Origin of the sequence: Bacteroides sp. AM23-12 (assembly GCF_003434395.1) — a bacterium.
GTDB classification, from domain to species: domain Bacteria; phylum Bacteroidota; class Bacteroidia; order Bacteroidales; family Bacteroidaceae; genus Bacteroides; species Bacteroides thetaiotaomicron.
Window position 1 is genome coordinate 417,879 of record NZ_QTLF01000001.1, and the last position, 19,782, is coordinate 437,660.

Below are 19,782 nucleotides of genomic sequence, written 5' to 3' on the forward strand. Positions count from 1 at the left end.
GGTCAAGAAAATATTCCTACCTTTGCGCCCGATTTATAGATAATATAATGTCTTATTCAATTAAAGTATTAAACAATTTATTTATTAATGGAAAACTTAAAGAACGTAGCTCCTATTGAGGACTTCAACTGGGATGCTTATGAAAACGGCGAAGCTGTAACAAGCGCAAGCCACGAAGAACTAGAAAAAGCTTACGACGGTACGCTTAACAAAGTGAACGACCGTGAGGTTGTTGACGGAACCGTAATCGCAATGAACAAGCGTGAAGTAGTTGTGAACATCGGTTACAAATCAGACGGTATCATTCCTTTGAATGAGTTCCGTTACAATCCGGACCTGAAGGTAGGTGATACTGTAGAAGTATACATCGAAAACCAGGAAGACAAAAAAGGACAACTCGTTCTGTCACACAGAAAAGCCCGCGCTACTCGTTCTTGGGATCGCGTTAACGCTGCTCTGGAAAATGAAGAAATTATCAAGGGATTCATCAAGTGCCGCACAAAGGGTGGTATGATCGTAGACGTATTCGGAATCGAAGCATTCTTGCCGGGTTCTCAGATCGACGTTAAACCGATCCGTGACTATGATGTATTCGTTGGCAAAACAATGGAATTCAAAGTGGTTAAGATCAACCAGGAATTCAAAAACGTTGTTGTATCTCACAAGGCTCTTATCGAAGCTGAACTGGAACAACAGAAGAAAGAAATTATCGGCAAGCTCGAAAAAGGACAGGTTCTTGAAGGAACTGTTAAGAATATCACCTCTTACGGTGTGTTCATCGACTTGGGTGGCGTAGACGGTTTGATCCACATCACAGACCTTTCTTGGGGCCGCGTTAGCGATCCGAAAGAAGTGGTTGAACTGGATCAGAAGCTCAACGTTGTTATCCTTGACTTCGATGACGAAAAGAAACGTATCGCTCTTGGCTTGAAGCAACTGACTCCGCACCCATGGGATGCTCTTGACACTGACTTGAAGGTAGGTGACAAGGTGAAAGGTAAAGTTGTCGTTATGGCTGACTACGGTGCATTCATCGAAATCGCTACAGGTGTAGAAGGTCTGATCCACGTATCAGAAATGTCTTGGAGCCAGCATTTGCGTTCTGCTCAGGACTTCATGAAGGTGGGCGACGAAGTAGAAGCTGTAGTTCTGACTTTGGACCGCGAAGAACGTAAGATGTCTTTGGGTATCAAACAACTGAAACAAGATCCATGGGAAACTATCGAAGAGAAGTATCCTGTAGGTTCCAAGCATACTGCAAAAGTACGTAACTTCACTAACTTCGGTGTATTCGTAGAAATCGAAGAAGGTGTTGACGGCTTGATCCACATCTCTGACCTTTCTTGGACTAAGAAAGTAAAACACCCGTCAGAATTTACTCAGATTGGTGCTGACATCGAAGTTCAGGTATTGGAAATCGACAAAGAAAACCGTCGTTTGAGCCTTGGTCACAAGCAACTCGAAGAAAATCCTTGGGATGTATTCGAAACAGTATTCACTGTAGGTTCTGTACACGAAGGTACTATCATCGAAATGTTGGATAAGGGTGCTGTTGTAGCTCTTCCTTACGGTGTAGAAGGTTTCGCAACTCCGAAACACCTTGTAAAAGAAGACGGTTCACAAGCTCAGTTGGATGAGAAACTTGAATTCAAAGTGATCGAGTTCAACAAAGACGCTAAGAGAATCATCCTGTCTCACAGCCGTATCTTCGAAGATGTAGCTAAGGCCGAAGAAAGAGCAGAAAAGAAAGCTGCTTCCGGTGCTAAGAAGTCTTCTAACAACAAGAGAGAAGATGCTCCGATGATCCAGAACCAGGCTGCTTCAACTACGCTGGGCGACATCGACGCTTTGGCTGCTTTGAAAGAACAGTTGGAAGGAAAGAAATAATCGTTATTTCTATATAATGGAAAAGCGCTCCGGTTATCGGGGCGCTTTTTTTGTTTTGCCATGATAGCGCAAATACCAAAAAACTTGTGTACATTTGTGCCGCTATGGAGAAATTCGAACTACATATACTTGGATGCGGTTCTGCTTTGCCCACCACTCGCCATTTTGCGACATCGCAGGTTGTGAACTTGCGTGAAAAGCTTTTTATGATTGACTGTGGGGAAGGAGCGCAGATGCAGTTGCGTCGTTCCCGCTTGAAGTTTTCCCGCTTGAATCATATCCTTATTTCCCATCTTCATGGCGATCATTGCTTTGGACTGTTAGGGCTGATTTCTACCTTCGGTCTGTTGGGACGAACGGCAGACTTGCATATCCATTCACCCAAAGGACTGGAAGAACTGTTTGCTCCCTTACTTTCTTTCTTTTGCAAAACGCTGGCCTATAAAGTCTTTTTCCATGAATTTGAGACGAAGGAGCCGACGCTGATCTATGACGACCGCTCGGTGGCTGTGACCACCATTCCTCTGAGACACCGTATTCCTTGCTGTGGTTTTCTTTTTGAAGAAAAGCAGCGTCCCAATCATATCATCAGAGATATGGTGGATTTCTATAAAGTACCCGTCTACGAACTGAACCGGATCAAGAACGGAGCGGATTTTGTAACTTCCGAAGGAGAAGTCATTCCGAATCATCGGCTGACCCGTCCTTCTGCCCCTGCACGAAAATATGCTTATTGCTCCGACACAATTTACCGACCTGAGATCGTGGAGCAGATAAAGGGGGTAGACCTCCTTTTCCACGAAGCCACCTTTGCTCAGACCGAACAGGTGCGGGCAAGGGAAACTCATCATACAACTGCTGCACAGGCCGCACAGATTGCTTTGAATGCTGAAGTGAAACAATTGGTTATCGGACATTTTTCTGCCCGCTATGAGGACGAGTCTGTATTGTTGAATGAAGCAGCGGCTATCTTCCCCCAAACGGTTTTGGCAAGAGAGAATATGTGCATAACCATAAATAACTATACAGATACGAGAGACTATGACCCCTTATAACGAACGTGAGGTTCTGAAACTCCTTCAGGAGGAGAGTACACAGCGGAAAGGATTTGAGTTGATTGTGGCGCAATACAGCGAGCAGTTATACTGGCAGATCCGCCGGATGGTACTGTCGCATGAAGATGCGAACGACCTTCTGCAAAACACCTTCATCAAGGCATGGACAAATATTGACTATTTCCGTGCCGAGGCGAAGCTGTCTACGTGGCTCTACCGTATTGCGCTGAATGAATGTCTTACTTTTCTGAACAGGCAGCGTGCTACAACGACGGTGGCTATCGACGATCCCGAAGCGGCGATTGTGCAGAAACTGGAGAGTGATCCCTACTATTCGGGCGATCAGGTGCAGATGTTATTGCAGAAAGCATTGCTGACCTTGCCCGAAAAACAACGAATGGTGTTCAACCTGAAGTATTATCAGGAAATGAAGTACGAAGAGATGTCAGAAATCTTTGGAACTTCAGTCGGAGCGCTGAAGGCCTCCTATCACCATGCGGTAAAGAAAATAGAGAAGTTTTTGGAAGAAGTAGATTAAACCTTTTAAAGCAGATATCGTCTAATCAAAAGAGAGGAGAAAAACGTATGAAAGAAGAAGATACCCTATTGAAGAAAATCGGAAAGGAGCATTCCTTCAAAGTGCCCGACGGTTACTTTGAAAATCTGACTTCAGAGGTGATGAACAAACTTCCTGAAAAAGAGAAAGTCGCTTTCAAGGAAGAGCATGTTTCGACATGGACGAGATTGAAACCATTATTCTATATGGCGGCTATGTTTGTAGGAGCTGCCCTGATTATCCGGGTAGCGTCATCAGACCATAAACCGGTGGCAGATGATATAGCGGTGGCAGTAACGGCTATGGAAGCGGATACGGAACAGGTATCCGATGAGATGATTGATGTTGCGTTAGACCGTGCGATGTTGGATGATTATTCGTTATACGTCTATCTGAGTGACGCGAGTGTAGAATGATTTATTAAAACAGATTGAATAAGAAAATGAAGAAACTAATCGCTTTAGTCGTTTTGTTATGTGGCTTTATGCCTGTTCTTTGGGCTGCCGATGGATGTGACCAGCATTTGTCCCGTGAGGAATTCCGGAATAAACAGAAAGCGTTTATTATTGAGCAGGCCGGATTGACCAAAGAAGAGGCTGCCAAATTCTTCCCGGTTTATTTTGAACTGCAGGAGAAGAAGAAGAAACTGAACGATGAATCGTGGAGTTTAATGCGTCGAGGTAAAGACGACAAAACAACAGAAGCCCAGTACGAAGAAATTGTAGCAAAGGTATGTGACAACCGTATCGCTGCCGACCGTCTTGATAAGTCTTATCTGGACCGGTTTAAAAAGATACTTTCCAACAAGAAGATATTCCTTGTTCAACGTGCGGAGATGCGTTTCCATCGGGAAATGCTGAAAGGCATGAACCGCAAGGACGGAGGAAATGATCCGAAAAGGAAGAAATAAAACGGAGGCTCTGTTTGGATGAAACAGACGTTCTGTCAGAGTAAATCAGAGGCTCTATCCGCATAGGATAGAGCCTCTGATTTTTGTTTCCGGATGTATCTTTGTTGCTTTACTAAAAGAGTAGACCATTGGAAGTGGGAATAACAGAGTTTGGACAGGTATTATATCCATTCCATAAGGAAGGAGGATGGTGTTACAGTCCTTTTCTCTTAGCTTCGTTCCAAATAGAGTCCATCTCCTCAAGAGACATATCTTTGAGGTTTTTCCCTTCTTTAATCGTATGTTCCTCCAGGTAGTTGAAACGGCGGATGAACTTTTGATTGGTTAGTTCCAAAGCATTGTCCGGATTGATTTTGTAGAGGCGTGCCGCATTGATGAGGCTGAACATGACGTCACCGAATTCGGCTTCTGCTTTCTCTTTGTCCATGTTGGCTACCTCTGCTTGGAATTCTCCGATTTCTTCTTTTACCTTATCCCATACCTGTTCCCGTTCTTCCCAGTCGAAGCCTACATTGCGGGCTTTGTCCTGAATGCGGTAAGCCTTGATGAGTGAAGGGAGTGCAGCGGGAACACCGCTTAATACACTTTTGTTTCCGTCTTTTTCTTTCAGTTTCAGCTGTTCCCAGTTTTCGGATACCTGTCCGGCAGTCTCAGCTTTTACTTCTCCGAATACGTGAGGATGGCGGAAAATCAGTTTGTCGCACAACTTGTCACAGACATCTTTGATGTCGAAGTCTCCTGTCTCCGAACCGATCTTTGCATAGAATGCTACGTGTAGCAGCACATCTCCCAACTCCTTGCAAATATCTTTTTTGTCATCCCTCATCAAGGCATCACAAAGCTCGTAAGTCTCTTCTATAGTGTTGGGGCGCAGACTTTCATTCGTCTGCTTGCGGTCCCACGGACATTTAACCCGAAGCTCGTCGAGGATGTCCAGAAAGCGGCCGAAGGCTTCCATCTGTTCTTCTCTTGTATGTATCATTCCTTTGATTTTTTTATAAATAATGTTGCAAAGATAATGCTTCCTTGTCTTTTATAGCCTTAATCGGTACGAAAACAGAAGCAAGGGCGCTAATAAAAGTCTTTTTATTGGTCTGATGCGGTTTTCGCTTTCCATACTTGATACGAAATCAACAGCCCGATCACTTCCGAATAGTTTTTTCTTCCGCTTTCTATTTTGTTTCCTTTCAGGTAGAGGTCGTATATCCAGTTTTGAACATCACCGATCAACGGACTGTATTTAGCCATCCAGTATTCCTGATTCTTTTTCGCCAGTTCTATAATCTCCGGTCGGATACGGTTGATTATATCGGCGTATTCTTTTTCACTCAACAGTCGTCGGGCATTCCCCAATACATGATTCAGAATCGAGAAGTAGCCGCTGAAACGGATTCCCTTTATTTGTGAACGGGTACAAACCTGATAGGCATAGAAATTGGCCTCTGCCTCGCTCGAAATTCCCAGCAGATGAGCCAGTTCGTGAGTGTACGTTGCCGGATAGTTGATGGGGAGCAAGTCTCCGTTTAAGGTGAATTCGCAGAAGAAAGGCCCCATGCTTCCTGTCACTCCGACCATTGATATGAATGGGGTGAAAACCATCGTCTTGACCCGTGGATTGGGAAATGGCGGGCGGTGCACTCCCAGGCTGTCGCTTAATTGATTGTAAAGTTTGACAGCTTCGTCACGTACCTGTTTCTCATGGATTCCTTTTACGGGAACAAACAAACTGTTCAGTGAGTCGATATAGTCATCCACAAACTCTTGAAAAATCTCCGGTGTGTAAGCTGTATAAGGAATATGCGTACGCTGGTAAAAGTTTGGCTGCGAATAGTTTAACCCCCACGCGAGGTAGAACCATACGTAAACCCATAACAGATATTCCCCGTCACGTAGCAGAATCCTTTTCCACGGCAGTTTCTTGCGGATACGGGCATAAAAAGGATAAACGATGACTCCCGTGATACTCCCGAAAATAAATAGATCCCCTATGGCAAAAGGAAATAAGTTGGAGAAGAATGACAAAACGCGGGAGATGACAGGATAAACGGTTTGTGAATACAGGTTTCCCAACGCGGGAATCGACTGTGTCATCCATACCAGAAGCAGCAGTACTCCCAGGAGTATATATCTAATTATCAGTTTCCGTTTCATCATCCGTTCAGATTTTAGTCAACAAAAATATGCATTAAATAAACGTCACGCGAAAAAATACCTCTATATTTGCAAAAAAACTGTTAAACGAAAGATGGCTACCGTAGAAGAAATTGAAAAGTATTGCCGGAATTGCGTGTCACGTGATTTCGTGAATGGGAAAGGGCTTGTTTGCAAACGTACCAGAGAGCTTCCTGACTTTGACGAAGAATGCGAAAACTTCGAGAAGGATGAAGAACTGTTGAAGATGGCTCCTCCCAAGCCCGACGACTTTCCGGTGTCAATGACGGAAGAAGAACTTCTCGCCGAAGAAAATCTTCCCAAAGGAGTGCTGTATGCATCCGTCGCATGTATCTTGGGGGCGGTGGCATGGAGTCTCATCTCCGTTTCTACAGGTCTTCAGATGGGATATATGGCTATCGGAGTCGGATTCCTGGTCGGTTTCGCCATGCGGCAGGGGAAGGGGATACGTCCCGTCTTCGGTCTTCTTGGAGCAGCACTGGCATTGATCAGTTGTGTGTTGGGTGATTTCCTATCCATCATCGGCTTTGCTGCCAAGGATTATGATATGACCTTTTTCGAAGTGCTGGCGGAAGTCGATTATGGCGAAATCTTTTCTGTCATGGTGAAGAATGTGGTGTCGATGTCCGCCTTATTTTATGGAATTGCTGTTTATGAGGGATATAAATTATCTTTCCGGGCACAGAAACATCCTGTGGGTGGTAAGATTTGAATTAAAATTATTAATTTTGCAGCCGTTATTTTTTGAATATACATTATCATATACATAAAGAAACATGGAATTAGCAAGTAAGTACAATCCCGCTGACGTGGAGGGAAAGTGGTACCAGTATTGGCTGGAACACCGTTTATTCAGTTCGAAACCCGATGGTCGTGAACCTTACACCATCGTCATTCCGCCCCCGAACGTCACCGGTGTGTTGCACATGGGACACATGCTTAATAATACCATTCAGGATATTTTGGTTCGTCGTGCCCGTATGGAAGGTAAGAATGCCTGCTGGGTGCCGGGAACTGACCACGCTTCCATCGCTACCGAAGCAAAAGTTGTAAACAAACTCGCTGCCCAGGGCATCAAGAAGACAGACCTGACACGTGATGAGTTCCTGAAACATGCCTGGGACTGGACAGAAGAGCACGGAGGCATTATCCTGAAGCAGCTCCGCAAACTGGGTGCATCCTGTGACTGGGACCGCACCGCCTTTACTATGGATGAGGAACGCAGCAAAAGCGTATTGAAAGTATTTGTAGACTTGTACAACAAAGGATTGATTTACCGTGGTGTCCGTATGGTAAACTGGGACCCGAAAGCGTTGACTGCCCTTTCTGACGAAGAAGTGATCTACAAGGAAGAGCACGGAAAACTGTTCTATCTCCGCTATAAGGTGGAAGGTGATCCGGAAGGCCGCTATGCAGTAGTAGCAACGACCCGTCCCGAAACAATCATGGGCGATACGGCAATGTGTATCAACCCCAACGACCCCAAGAACGCATGGCTGAAAGGAAAGAAAGTAATCGTTCCGTTGGTAAACCGTGTTATCCCTGTCATCGAGGACGATTATGTGGACATTGAGTTCGGTACCGGTTGTCTGAAAGTAACTCCGGCCCACGACGTAAATGACTATATGTTGGGTGAAAAGTATAATCTGCCCAGCATCGACATCTTCAATGATAACGGGACTTTGAGCGAAGCTGCCGGATTGTATATCGGTATGGATCGTTTCGACGTCCGCAAGCAGATTGAGAAAGACCTCGATGCTGCCGGATTGCTCGAAAAGACAGAAGCCTACACAAATAAAGTAGGTTACTCGGAACGTACCAATGTAGTGATCGAACCGAAATTGTCTATGCAGTGGTTCCTCAAAATGCAGCATTTTGCCGATATGGCATTGCCTCCGGTAATGAACGATGAGTTGAAATTCTATCCTGCCAAATATAAGAATACATACCGCCACTGGATGGAGAACATCAAAGACTGGTGTATCAGCCGCCAGTTGTGGTGGGGACATCGTATTCCTGCTTACTTCCTGCCGGAAGGTGGCTATGTGGTAGCTACTACTCCCGAAGAAGCGCTGGCTAAAGCCAAAGAGAAAACAGGAAACGCCGCTTTGACGATGGATGATCTTCGTCAGGACGAAGACTGTCTGGATACTTGGTTCTCTTCCTGGTTGTGGCCTATCTCCCTGTTTGACGGAATCAATCATCCGGGTAACGAGGAAATCAGCTATTACTATCCGACCAGCGACTTGGTGACCGGACCGGATATCATCTTCTTCTGGGTGGCACGTATGATCATGGCGGGTTACGAATATGAAGGAAAGATGCCGTTCAAGAACGTTTACTTTACAGGGATCGTTCGCGACAAGCTGGGACGTAAGATGTCCAAGTCACTCGGCAACTCACCCGACCCGTTGGAACTGATCGACAAATATGGTGCCGACGGTGTCCGTATGGGAATGATGCTGGCAGCTCCCGCCGGAAACGATATTCTTTTCGACGACGCGCTCTGCGAACAGGGACGTAACTTCTGCAGCAAGATATGGAACGCTTTCCGTCTGATCAAGGGCTGGACGGTTGACGATAATATTCAGGCTCCGGATGCCGCTAAACTGGCTGTCCACTGGTTTGAATCCAAGCAGAACGAAGTAGCTGCCGAAGTAGCGGACTTGTTCAGCAAATACCGTCTGAGCGAAGCATTGATGGCTGTTTATAAATTATTCTGGGATGAATTCTCTTCCTGGTATCTGGAAATGATTAAACCGGCTTACGGACAGGGAATTGACCGTACCACTTATAGCGCTACTCTCTGCTTCCTCGATAACCTGTTGCATCTGCTTCATCCGTTTATGCCGTTCATCACAGAAGAATTGTGGCAACAGATGTACGAACGTAATGCGGAAGAAGGAGAAAGTCTGATGGTAAGTGCATTGAACATGGATACTTATGTAGACACCGCATTCGTTGCACAGTTTGAAGTTGTCAAGGGAGTTATCAGTAATATCCGCAGCATCCGTCTGCAAAAGAACATAGCTCAGAAAGAACCGCTTGACTTGCAGGTGCTGGGCGAAAATCCGGTTGCAGAGTTCAATGCGGTGATCCAGAAGATGTGTAACCTTTCTTCCATTACAGTGGTAGAGAGCAAGGCGGAAGGTGCTTCTTCCTTCATGGTAGGAACTACCGAATACGCTGTGCCATTGGGCAACATGATTGATGTAGAAGCCGAAATCGCCCGTATGGAAGCTGAACTGAAACATAAGGAAGGATTCCTGCAAGGTGTATTGAAGAAACTCAGCAATGAGAAATTTGTCAATAACGCCCCGGCAGCCGTTCTCGAAATGGAACGTAAAAAACAGGCCGATGCGGAAAGTATTATCAGTTCTTTGAAAGAAAGCATCGCAGCTTTAAAAAAGGCATAATGAACTGATACATAAAAATATGTAATAGAGAGGCATCCCGATAGATTTGGGATGCCTTTCTTTTTAAAAGATAAAAATAATATTATCTTTGCTTCCACTTTTAATCACACAGCAAAATGAAACAATTACTGCGAATATGCTTAACAGGTGCGTTCTTTCTTCTTTTCGAAGGACTCCTTTCCCCTATGTTGGCAGGTAATGGGAAATCAGATAAAGAAATATTGGTTTTAAATTCCATCAACTTCAACCTTCCCTGGGCCAAAAACTTCTATTGGTATGTGCACGATGTCCTTCAGGAACAGGGGATAACCGCCAGAGCGGAATCATTGTCTGTCCCGGCCTTGCAGGATACGATGGAGGTAAATGCGGTCATCGAGCATCTGCGTCAGAAATATCCGCTTCCTCCTGCCGCTATTGTGATAATTGGTGATCCGGGCTGGATTGTCTGTCGTCCTTTATTTGATGACCTGTGGAAAGATGTTCCGGTGATCATAACGAACTCCCGTGACCGCCTGCCTGCTACCTTGGAGATTCTGCTCTCTCATGCCCCGTTGAATGAAACCAACAGCGTCCCCGCCCAAGAATGGAGAAAAGGCTACAACCTGACTACCCTGAAACAGCATTACTATGTGAAGGAAACCGTTGAACTGATCTATAGCCTGATACCTGATATGGATCGCCTGGCATTTATCTCGGACGATCGCTACATCAGTGAAGAAACCCGCGGAGACGTGAAAGAAGCTGTTGAAAAGCATTTCCCAAACCTGCCTTTAGAATTGCTTTCTACCACTCACTTGTCAACAGAAATGCTTCTGGACACCTTGCGCAGCTATAAAGCAAACACCGGAATTATTTATTATTCCTGGTTTGAGTCGCATAATAAAGAAGATAATAATTATCTTTTTGATCATATTCAAGAGATTATCACCAATTTTACGTCCTCTCCCTTGTTCCTGCTTTCTTCCGAAGACCTGTCCAATAATACTTTTGCAGGAGGCTATTACGTTTCTGCAGAATCATTCGGCGATTCCTTACTTGAAATTATTGACCGTGTGTTGCATGGAGAACAGGCGGAGGACATTTCCGAAAGTATAGGAGGGAAGGCGAGTGCCTACCTCTGTTATCCGGTGCTGGAATCCTACAATATTCCCTATCACCTTTATCCTGAACGAGCTGTTTATGTCAACGAACCTAAAAGTATATTTCATCAATACTGTGTTGAAATCCTTTCCTGTTCCATTTTCCTTCTTATTTTGATAGCAGCGATCGCCTATTATATACGTATTCTTCGCAAGGCATACACTCGTCTGAGTGAGGCAATGGAAAAGGCGGAGCAGGCGAATCAGTTGAAATCCGCCTTTCTGGCTAATATGAGTCATGAAATCCGCACTCCGTTGAATGCGATTGTCGGCTTCTCGAATATGTTGCCGGATATAGAAGATCGTAAGGAGATGCGCGAATATGCAGACATCATCGAAACAAATACCGACTTGCTTCTTCAACTGATCAATGATATTCTGGACATGTCCAAGATCGAAGCCGGCACTTTTGACTTCTGCCCGTCATTGATAGATGTCAACCAGACGATGGAAGAAATCGAACAGAGTATGAGGCTTCGCTTGAAAAAAGAAACTGTCACTCTTATCTTTACCGAACGTCTGCCGGAATGTACCCTTTATACAGATAAGAATCGTTTGATACAACTGATTTCTAATTTTGTCATCAATGCTATTAAATTTACTCAGACAGGTTCTATCAGAATGGGATATCGTCTGAAGGATGCCGATACAATTTGCTTTTATGTCTCGGATACAGGCTGCGGCATGTCAGAAGAGCAATGCAAGCATGTATTCGAAAGGTTTGTGAAATACAATCCTTTTGTTCAGGGAACAGGTTTGGGACTTTCCATTTGTCAGATGATTATCGATCGCTTAGGAGGGACGATTGGAGTTGAATCAGAGGAAAACAAAGGTTCTACTTTCTGGTTTACGCTACCTTATCGGCAAGAATAGGATTGTATCTGTCTTCTTATCCTTTATGATTGTTTGTTTTATGTATTGCAGACTTCCAAGACTTTGGTCAGCTTATTACGATGAGACAATATTCTCACCACAATGAGAAAAAATTCTCAATGCAATGAGAAAAGATTCTCACTGTGATGAGAAAAAGTTCTCACTGTGGTGAGAAATAATTCTCATCATGATGAGAATGGTTGAGAATTTATGATCTGTATCAGCTTGTACTATAGATAAATACAGATTTACTATTTTCTGTTTTATAGCTTTAATTGATAGAGCAAAAAAGAACTTTACCTAAAAAGAGACCGTTTTTCTCTATTTAGTTGAAGGATGGTATAGATTTAATAGGTACGAATCCAATTTATTGGAAGGAGTCACTTATATTAAGGAAACAGTAAAGGAAGCAGCAATGGCAGATAATCTTTTAAATCGATGCGTAATTGTTTGAGTGCTTGCTGAATACGATAATCTACAGTCTTTGGAGACACTTCCAATGTTTCTGCAATTTCTTTGTAGCTCATATCCCGGAAACGATGCATAACAAATGCTTGCCGATAACTTTCCGGTAATGCAGTAACCGCCTCTTCAATACGTTTGGTTAGCTCTTTAATTTGATAGAAGTCCATATCCTGTATCATCTCTTGCATTTCTTCATAGAAACGCGTATCAGCACGTTTGATGGCATCAATGTGTGCAAGCTTATTTAAAGCCTTGTGATGTACCATTTTAAAGAGATAAGAACTTAATGATGATTCAATAATTAGGTTTTCCCGGTTTTCCCATATCCATAGAAGGGAGTCTTGCACAATTTCTTCTGCATCGTGAAAGTCAACATATTTATGACCATAGGCACATAGCACTGCATAGTATTGCCTGAATAGCATTTCAAAGGCTTTTAGGCCTCCACGCTGTATTTCAGATAATTGAGGGTCATTCCTCTTTATGCGTAGTTCCTTCATTTATTAAATTCTAATTTGCTGCAAATATAGCTTTTTTATAATAAAATAAAGATTTTCTGAAAAAAATAAGGTTTTCGTTTAGGAATGTCATGGTTTGGTCTTGTCATATAATAAAAGGTAGAATAAAGGATGAAAGAATTAGATAATAATAGAATAGAAGAATTGCTTCCTCGTTATTGTGAGGGGAGATTGAGCGAGGGGGAACGTCTGGAAGTGGAAGCGTGGATAGATGAGTCGGAGGAGAATAAACGAGTTGCTACTCAGACTTTTGCCCTTTATTTGGCTGTGGACACGGTTCAGGTAATGAAGAAAGTTGATACGGAGAAAGCTTTACTGAAAGTAAAGGGAAAAATGTCGGACCGTGAAGTGAGAAGGATAGTGTGGTGGGAGTGGGCACAACGTGCTGCTGCAATTCTATTTATTCCGCTTCTTACCTTATTTATATGGCAGAATTGGAAAGGGGATACTGGTGAGGTAGCGGAGATGATGGAAGTTAAGACTAGTCCTGGAATGATCACTTCGTTGACATTACCCGATGGTACAATTGTTTATTTGAATTCGGAATCTTCTTTGTCTTATCCTTCTCGCTTTAATGGAGATTTCCGTAGAGTGACGTTAAGTGGTGAAGCATACTTTGAAGTGGCCAAAGATCCGGAAAAGAAATTTATCCTTTCTACTACACATCAATCACAGATAGAAGTATTGGGTACATGTTTCAATGTGGAAGCATATGAACAGAATACAGAGGTTATTACAACTTTGATTGAAGGAAAAGTAGATTTTATGTTCGAGAAAGACGCTGGGGTGAAACATGTGTTCTTATCTCCAAGAGAGAAGCTGGTGTATGATTCGGAGACTGATAAAGTCCACCTTTATAAAACTTCGGGAAAATCAGAATTGGCTTGGAAAGATGGAGAAGTTGTTCTTGATAATACACCTTTGGAAGAAGCATTATGGATGCTGGAAAAAAGATATAGTGTGAAATTTGTTATTAAGAACGAAAAACTGAAGAATAGTTCGTTTACGGGAACCTTTACAAATCAACGTTTGGAGAAGATTCTGGAATATTTTAAAGTATCCTCTAAAATACGTTGGCAACATATCAATGATGATAAGGATGGAAGTGACAGGAAAAAAGAGATAATAGAAATTTATTGATTAACCTTTAACAATTTAATAATATGAAGGCAAAACCCACTTAGAAAAAAGTATGGGAAGATTTTGGCAGATCTCCCCATACTAAAATGAATCAATTGAAAATGCTTGTTGGCAGACAAGCATAGTTAACTCATTTTCAACTTAAATCAATACAAAATTATGCAAAACAATTTTAGCATCCAAGTTTTAAGGGTGGTAAAGTCTTTTTGGCTAACCTCGAAAAAAATCCCACGTACTATGAGACTGGTTATTTTATCCTTATTTTGTTTTGTCGGATTAACTAATGCGACAGATAGTTATGCCCAATCTGCAAAGGTTACGATGAATGTACGTAATCAGACAGTTGAGGATGTATTAAGAGCGATAGAGAAGCAAACAGAATTTAGTTTCTTCTACAACAATGCTCATATAAATTTGAAACGGTTGGTGACAATCTCCGCTAACCGTAATGATATCTTTAAAGTTCTTGACGAAGTATTTAAAAATACGAATGTAGAATATAAGGTAATAGATAAAAAGATCATTCTGTCCACGGAGTTGGCATCTGTCGAACAGGCGCATCAGGAAAAGGTAAAAGTAAGCGGACGAGTTGTGGATGCGGCAGGTGAACCGGTAATCGGTGCCAGTGTGATAGAAAAAGGCTCCTCCAATGGCACGATCACTGATATGGACGGTAATTTTACCCTGAATGTCGGTTCAAAAGACGCCATTCTTGAAATTTCTTATATTGGTTATCAAGGACAGTCCCTGAAAGTAACTCCGGGAAAGACGCTGTCGGTAGTATTGAAAGAAGACACACAGAGTCTGGACGAAGTGGTAGTAGTTGGTTTTGGTGTACAGAAGAAAGCGAACCTGACCGGCGCGGTATCTCAGGTAAAGATGGATGATGTACTGGGGAGTCGTCCTGTTGTAAATGCCATGAGTGCTTTGCAGGGTGCGATGCCGGGACTTCAGATTACTCCTAATAATGATGCTGCCGGTCCGGGACAGAGCAAATCATTCAATATTCGTGGTACGACTTCCATCAATGGCGGTGGTCCGTTGGTGTTGATAGATAATGTTCCGGGGGATATCGATATGTTGAATCCCGAAGATATCGAAAGTGTTTCTGTGTTGAAAGATGCTGCTTCGGCCGCTATCTATGGTGCGCGTGCCGCTTTCGGTGTAATACTTGTGACTACAAAGAAGGCGAAGAAAGGCGACGGGTTTCATGTCAATTATAATAATAATTTTGGTTTCCAGAGTTCTATCAATCGTCCGGAACAGGCTGACGGGCTGGAGTGGATGCAGGCTTACCTGGACGGCGAGTTCAATGCCGGTAAATACTACACCGGGCAAGATATCAAAACATGGATGAACTACCTGACCGAATATCGTAAGAATCCGGGTAAATTCCAGACTACCGGAGACGGGGTATATGTAGACCCGGAAACAGGATTGAATTATTACCTGAATGAGAAAGACCTGTATGCCAATATGCTTGATGATTACGGTTTTCTGCAAGCACATAATGTGTCATTGAGTGGTGGTACTGATAAGCTGGCTTATCGTCTGTCCCTTGGTTATAATAGCGAGCAAGGTATTTTGATCACCGATAAAGACCGCTACAAACGTTTGTCGGGTAGTGCCTATATTTCTGCCGAAATCACCTCGTGGCTGACTCAGTCTGTAGATATACGCTATGCTCAGAGTGACAAGAATATGCCTGTGACTTCGGATAAGACCAGATTGTATGATATGCGTTTGCCGGTTGTATATCCCGAAGGCTCCCTGACTTTGCCTGACGGCACCAGCCTGATGACGAATACGCCTTCCAACGTTTTGAGAATGGCAACGGATAACAATACAATCAGAGACAATGCCCGTATCCTGTCAAAAACGGTATTGAAACCATTGAAAGGGCTTGAAGTGGCATTTGAATATACATTTGACAAGACATGGAGTAATCAGAATGTGAATAAGGCTTCCATTGATTATACAACGGTTGAGCTGGCAAAAATACAGACTGCCACTACTTCTTCTCTGGAGACGACTCACCAAAGTACTGATTATAATGCCATCAACCTGTATGCTAATTATAGATATTCATGGAATGACACGCATAACTTGTCATTAATGGGCGGCTTCAACCAGGAATCCAGTGACTGGAAGAAATTGTATACTTATTCTTATGATATGATTAACGAGAAGTATCCGTCACATAGTACGGCTACCGGTGAGAATAAGGTTATTACAGATGATCATCGCGTGTATACCGTGCGTGGTGCTTTCTATCGTGTTAATTATGATTATAAAGGCAAATATTTGTTTGAGACCAATGGTCGTTATGACGGCTCGTCTAAATTCCCGAAGAAAAATCGTTTCGGTTTCTTCCCTTCTGTATCTGTGGGTTGGAACATTGCCCGCGAGAACTTTATGAAACCGGTTGCAGGTGACTGGCTAAGCGATCTGAAACTTCGCGGAACCTGGGGACAAATAGGTAATCAAGGCATTGATCCTTATAAATTCGTTCCGACCATGTCGCAAGTGGAAAAGAAGGATGTGGCGTGGCTGGTGAATGGAGCGAAGCCGCTGACTTTGAATGCTCCGGGACTGGTCAGTGATAGTTTTACTTGGGAAACGGTAGAAACATTGGACTTTGGTTTTGATATAACTGCCTTGAACGGACGTCTGCAAAGTACTTTCGACTGGTATCGGCGTGATACGAAAGATATGCTTGCTCCGGGAGCTGAGCTGCCGTCAGTAGTAGGTGCTTCCGCACCTTTGCAGAATACCGCCGACTTGCGTACGAAAGGCTGGGAATTGTCATTGACCTGGAGAGATAGAATCGGTGCATGGGGCTATAATGTAGGCTTCAATCTTTATGACTCTAAAACAGTCGTTACCAAATACCATAATGAATCCAAGATTATCCTGAAAAGTGATGGCACGAATAATTATTATGAAGGATATGAAATCGGTTCTATCTGGGGGTATGTAACGGATGGTTACTATACAGCCGATGACTTTGAAGATACAAATACCTGGAAATTGAAAGAAGGGGTGGTGACAGTGGATGGAGTAAGTCCGCGTCCCGGCGACATCAAGTACCAGAATTTGCGTGATGATGGATCGAGTACGAATCGCATTGATACGGGAGACGGAACCTTTGACAATCCGGGAGACCGCAAGATAATCGGTAATAACTCTTTGCGTTTGCAGTATGGTATAAACCTGGGAGTCAATTACAAAGGATTTGATCTGAGTGTTTTGCTGCAAGGAGTAGGTAAACGTGATGTATGGATCAGTGATGCACGCCGCTGGCCGTTTAATTCCGGACAGTTTGGTTCACTCTTTAAAGACCAGCTGGATTATTGGAAACCGGTAGATTCTGCCAATGGTGATTGGACGGCAGCCAATCCGAATGCGGAATATTTCCGTATTTACGGGCAAGGAAACAACTCCGGTTACAATACACGTGCGCAAACGAAGTATCTGATGAATGGCTCTTATCTGCGTGTCAAGAATGTGACTTTGAGTTATAATTTCCCGAAGAGCTGGTTAGCACCTATTACATTAACGAGTTTGAAAGCGTTCGTAAGTTGTGAGAACCTTCACACATTTACTAAGCTGATGAAGGGTTATGACCCGGAACGCCTGTCTTGGGGATATCCTTTCTATCGTACGATTTCTTTTGGTTTTAATGTTACTCTTTAATTTATAATTGGTTATGAAAAAAATAATATATACTATGCTTGCGGCAGCAGCTATCGGGTTTACTTCATGCAACGATAGTTTTATGGAACGCTATCCGGATACTTCGTTGACGGAGCAGACAGTGTTCAGTAATTATAATACTTTCAAGACCTATGCCTGGGGATTATATGGAGTATTTACAAATACTAATATCCTGCGTATTCCCGGAACAAACGGAGCCTATGCCAGTGCCACATCCTATACAAGCGATATTTATGCAGGTTATCTGATGCGTCGTCAGGGTGACGGTAATCCGTATGCTTTTCAAAATGTATCCAGTTCTTCATCGGGCAATGGATGGGCATTCAGTTTCGTCTATCGGGTCAATGTCATGTTGGCAAATATCGATAACTCAGGGATGACGGATGCGGACAAGGAACATTGGCGTTCGGTGGGATATTTTTTCCGTGCCTATTATTATTCGGAACTGATAGCTCGTTTTGGTGATGTGCCTTGGGTAGATCGTGTACTGGGTGATTCGGATAAGGAAATAGCATATGGTCCCCGTACACCTCGCAAAGAAGTTGCCGATCATGTATTGAACGATTTGATATATGCTGAAGAGCATATAAAAGAAGAAGGTGACGGTGAAAATACGATCAATGTGCATGTTGTCCGTGCTCTTCTTTCCCGTTTCTGCCTTTTTGAAGGTACATGGCGTAAATATCATGCTTTGGGGGACGAAGATAAGTACTTTGATGCTTGTATCACTTATTCCAAGAAACTGATGGATTCTTATCCCGAACTGAACAGTGATTGGGGAGAGATGCTGACATCTGACCTGAAAGGAATGAAAGGCATCATTCTGTATAAGGAATATGTAGAAAAAGAACTGACTAATTATGTACTGACTCATGTTGAACGGACATCCACCCATAATGTGGAAATGCCGCAACACATCATCGATATGTATCTTTGTAAAGATGGTAAAACGATTCATAACAGCTCGGAATATGAATGGTCGCAGGACGGGGATAATAGTATGAATGCTACTTTCCGCAATCGTGACCTTCGTCTGCTGGAGACTGTAGCTCCCCCTTATAAGGTGATCCCAAGTGCCGATAATACCAGTTGGGAGTATACTTCTGATCCCAAGGACCGTGAGTTTATGGATATCATGGGCATTACCCGTTACACAGGTTTCGGAGGCGGAAATGGGGAAGCCGGTAAACATAAAGTGTTCCCATTGATGAACTGGTCTGCTGCTATATTGAAAGGAATGCCTCACTTCTTCACCAACAATGGCGGACAAGGTTTCCTCGTAGCCCGTAGCGGTAACTATGTGTACAGATACTATAATGTATGGGACAATTCGAAAGAGAATGAAGGGACCTCAGATGTACCTTTGTTCAAGATTGATGAAGTGATGTTGAATTATGCTGAGGCTAAATTTGAAAAAGGTGGTACAGGTGCCGAGGGCTTCAATCAGACTGTTGCTGATCTTACTATCAATAAGTTACGAGATCGGGTGGGAGTTGCCCATATGAAAGTGGCCGAGATAAATGCCGGATTTGATCCGAAGCGCGACCAGACCGTAGACCCTGTATTGTGGGAGATTCGCCGTGAACGTATGGTAGAATTGATGGGTGAAGGTTTTGGATTCTACGATGTGCGCCGTTGGAAAAAAGCACCTTGGTTTATCAATAAGATACAGTATGGTCAATGGGCTACTAAAGAGCAGATTGGCGACTCCGGACAGTTTGTTGATCTTGAAAAGGGATACGCCGATACGACAGGAAAGAAAGAAGGTTTTATCTATATGTATAATGATCCTTTGGTAGCAGGTAAAGGTTGGTTAGATAAGTATTATCTGTATCAGGTGCCTACTAATGAAATCGCATTAAACCCAGAACTGGCCCCCAATAATCCGGGATGGGAGTAATAATTAACTGAAACACAAATTGAAAGAAGATGTG

Annotated in this window: 14 protein-coding genes; 11 read left to right on the forward strand and 3 right to left on the reverse strand. The window is 43.3% G+C overall.

Features of this window, described 5'->3' with window-relative positions; all coding sequences use genetic code 11:
• The first annotated feature begins 87 nt into the window (after positions 1 to 87).
• The 5 genes from rpsA to DW640_RS01445 all read left to right on the forward strand — a co-directional run bounded on the left by rpsA (position 88) and on the right by DW640_RS01445 (position 4,408).
• Positions 88 to 1,887: a 30S ribosomal protein S1 gene (gene rpsA, locus DW640_RS01425; protein ID WP_008764512.1), complete on the forward strand. Its 1,800-nt coding sequence runs from the start codon at positions 88 to 90 to the stop codon at positions 1,885 to 1,887.
• 104 nt (positions 1,888 to 1,991) lie between these two features.
• On the forward strand, positions 1,992 to 2,942 hold the full coding sequence (locus DW640_RS01430; RefSeq protein WP_117576933.1) for a ribonuclease Z: 951 nt from the start codon (positions 1,992 to 1,994) through the stop codon (positions 2,940 to 2,942).
• The gene (locus DW640_RS01435; RefSeq protein ID WP_008760019.1) at positions 2,929 to 3,480 is read left to right on the forward strand and encodes an RNA polymerase sigma factor; all 552 of its coding nucleotides are present in this window, start codon (positions 2,929 to 2,931) and stop codon (positions 3,478 to 3,480) included. The genes DW640_RS01430 and DW640_RS01435 overlap by 14 nt, the downstream gene beginning before the upstream one ends.
• Positions 3,481 to 3,527: 47 nt before the next feature.
• Positions 3,528 to 3,914, forward strand: a complete 387-nt coding sequence (locus DW640_RS01440) for a hypothetical protein (protein ID WP_008760020.1) — start codon at positions 3,528 to 3,530, stop codon at positions 3,912 to 3,914.
• Between the two features lie 26 nt (positions 3,915 to 3,940).
• Positions 3,941 to 4,408: a hypothetical protein gene (locus DW640_RS01445; protein WP_061474388.1), complete on the forward strand. Its 468-nt coding sequence runs from the start codon at positions 3,941 to 3,943 to the stop codon at positions 4,406 to 4,408.
• A gap of 193 nt (positions 4,409 to 4,601) precedes the next feature.
• Here DW640_RS01445 and mazG read toward each other — a convergent pair whose 3' ends face one another.
• Positions 4,602 to 5,390, reverse strand: coding sequence for a nucleoside triphosphate pyrophosphohydrolase (gene mazG, locus DW640_RS01450; protein ID WP_117576935.1), 789 nt, complete (start codon positions 5,388 to 5,390; stop codon positions 4,602 to 4,604).
• A 104-nt stretch (positions 5,391 to 5,494) separates the two neighbouring features.
• Positions 5,495 to 6,562 carry a DUF3810 domain-containing protein gene (locus DW640_RS01455; protein ID WP_117576937.1) on the reverse strand — a complete coding sequence of 356 codons (1,068 nt, stop codon included), beginning with the start codon at positions 6,560 to 6,562 and terminating at the stop codon, positions 5,495 to 5,497.
• Between the two features lie 91 nt (positions 6,563 to 6,653).
• Between DW640_RS01455 and DW640_RS01460 the strand changes: the two genes are divergently transcribed.
• The 3 genes from DW640_RS01460 (at position 6,654) to DW640_RS01470 (ending at position 12,008) form a co-directional block, all read left to right on the forward strand.
• Positions 6,654 to 7,292, forward strand: coding sequence for a hypothetical protein (locus DW640_RS01460; RefSeq protein ID WP_117576939.1), 639 nt, complete (start codon positions 6,654 to 6,656; stop codon positions 7,290 to 7,292).
• A 64-nt stretch (positions 7,293 to 7,356) separates the two neighbouring features.
• A complete protein-coding gene (locus DW640_RS01465) occupies positions 7,357 to 9,996 on the forward strand; it encodes a valine--tRNA ligase (RefSeq protein WP_117576941.1) in 2,640 nt (879 codons plus the stop codon).
• A gap of 116 nt (positions 9,997 to 10,112) precedes the next feature.
• The gene (locus DW640_RS01470; RefSeq protein WP_117576943.1) at positions 10,113 to 12,008 is read left to right on the forward strand and encodes an ATP-binding protein; all 1,896 of its coding nucleotides are present in this window, start codon (positions 10,113 to 10,115) and stop codon (positions 12,006 to 12,008) included.
• Between the two features lie 389 nt (positions 12,009 to 12,397).
• On the opposite strand, the gene DW640_RS01475 is transcribed toward DW640_RS01470, so the two are convergent.
• Positions 12,398 to 12,973: an RNA polymerase sigma-70 factor gene (locus DW640_RS01475; RefSeq protein ID WP_008760027.1), complete on the reverse strand. Its 576-nt coding sequence runs from the start codon at positions 12,971 to 12,973 to the stop codon at positions 12,398 to 12,400.
• A gap of 129 nt (positions 12,974 to 13,102) precedes the next feature.
• Between DW640_RS01475 and DW640_RS01480 the strand changes: the two genes are divergently transcribed.
• The 3 genes from DW640_RS01480 (at position 13,103) to DW640_RS01490 (ending at position 19,748) form a co-directional block, all read left to right on the forward strand.
• Positions 13,103 to 14,131: a FecR family protein gene (locus tag DW640_RS01480; protein WP_117576945.1), complete on the forward strand. Its 1,029-nt coding sequence runs from the start codon at positions 13,103 to 13,105 to the stop codon at positions 14,129 to 14,131.
• A gap of 237 nt (positions 14,132 to 14,368) precedes the next feature.
• Positions 14,369 to 17,827, forward strand: coding sequence for a TonB-dependent receptor (locus tag DW640_RS01485; protein WP_199610191.1), 3,459 nt, complete (start codon positions 14,369 to 14,371; stop codon positions 17,825 to 17,827).
• A 13-nt stretch (positions 17,828 to 17,840) separates the two neighbouring features.
• A complete protein-coding gene (locus tag DW640_RS01490; protein WP_070750170.1) occupies positions 17,841 to 19,748 on the forward strand; it encodes a RagB/SusD family nutrient uptake outer membrane protein in 1,908 nt (635 codons plus the stop codon).
• Positions 19,749 to 19,782 lie beyond the last annotated feature (34 nt).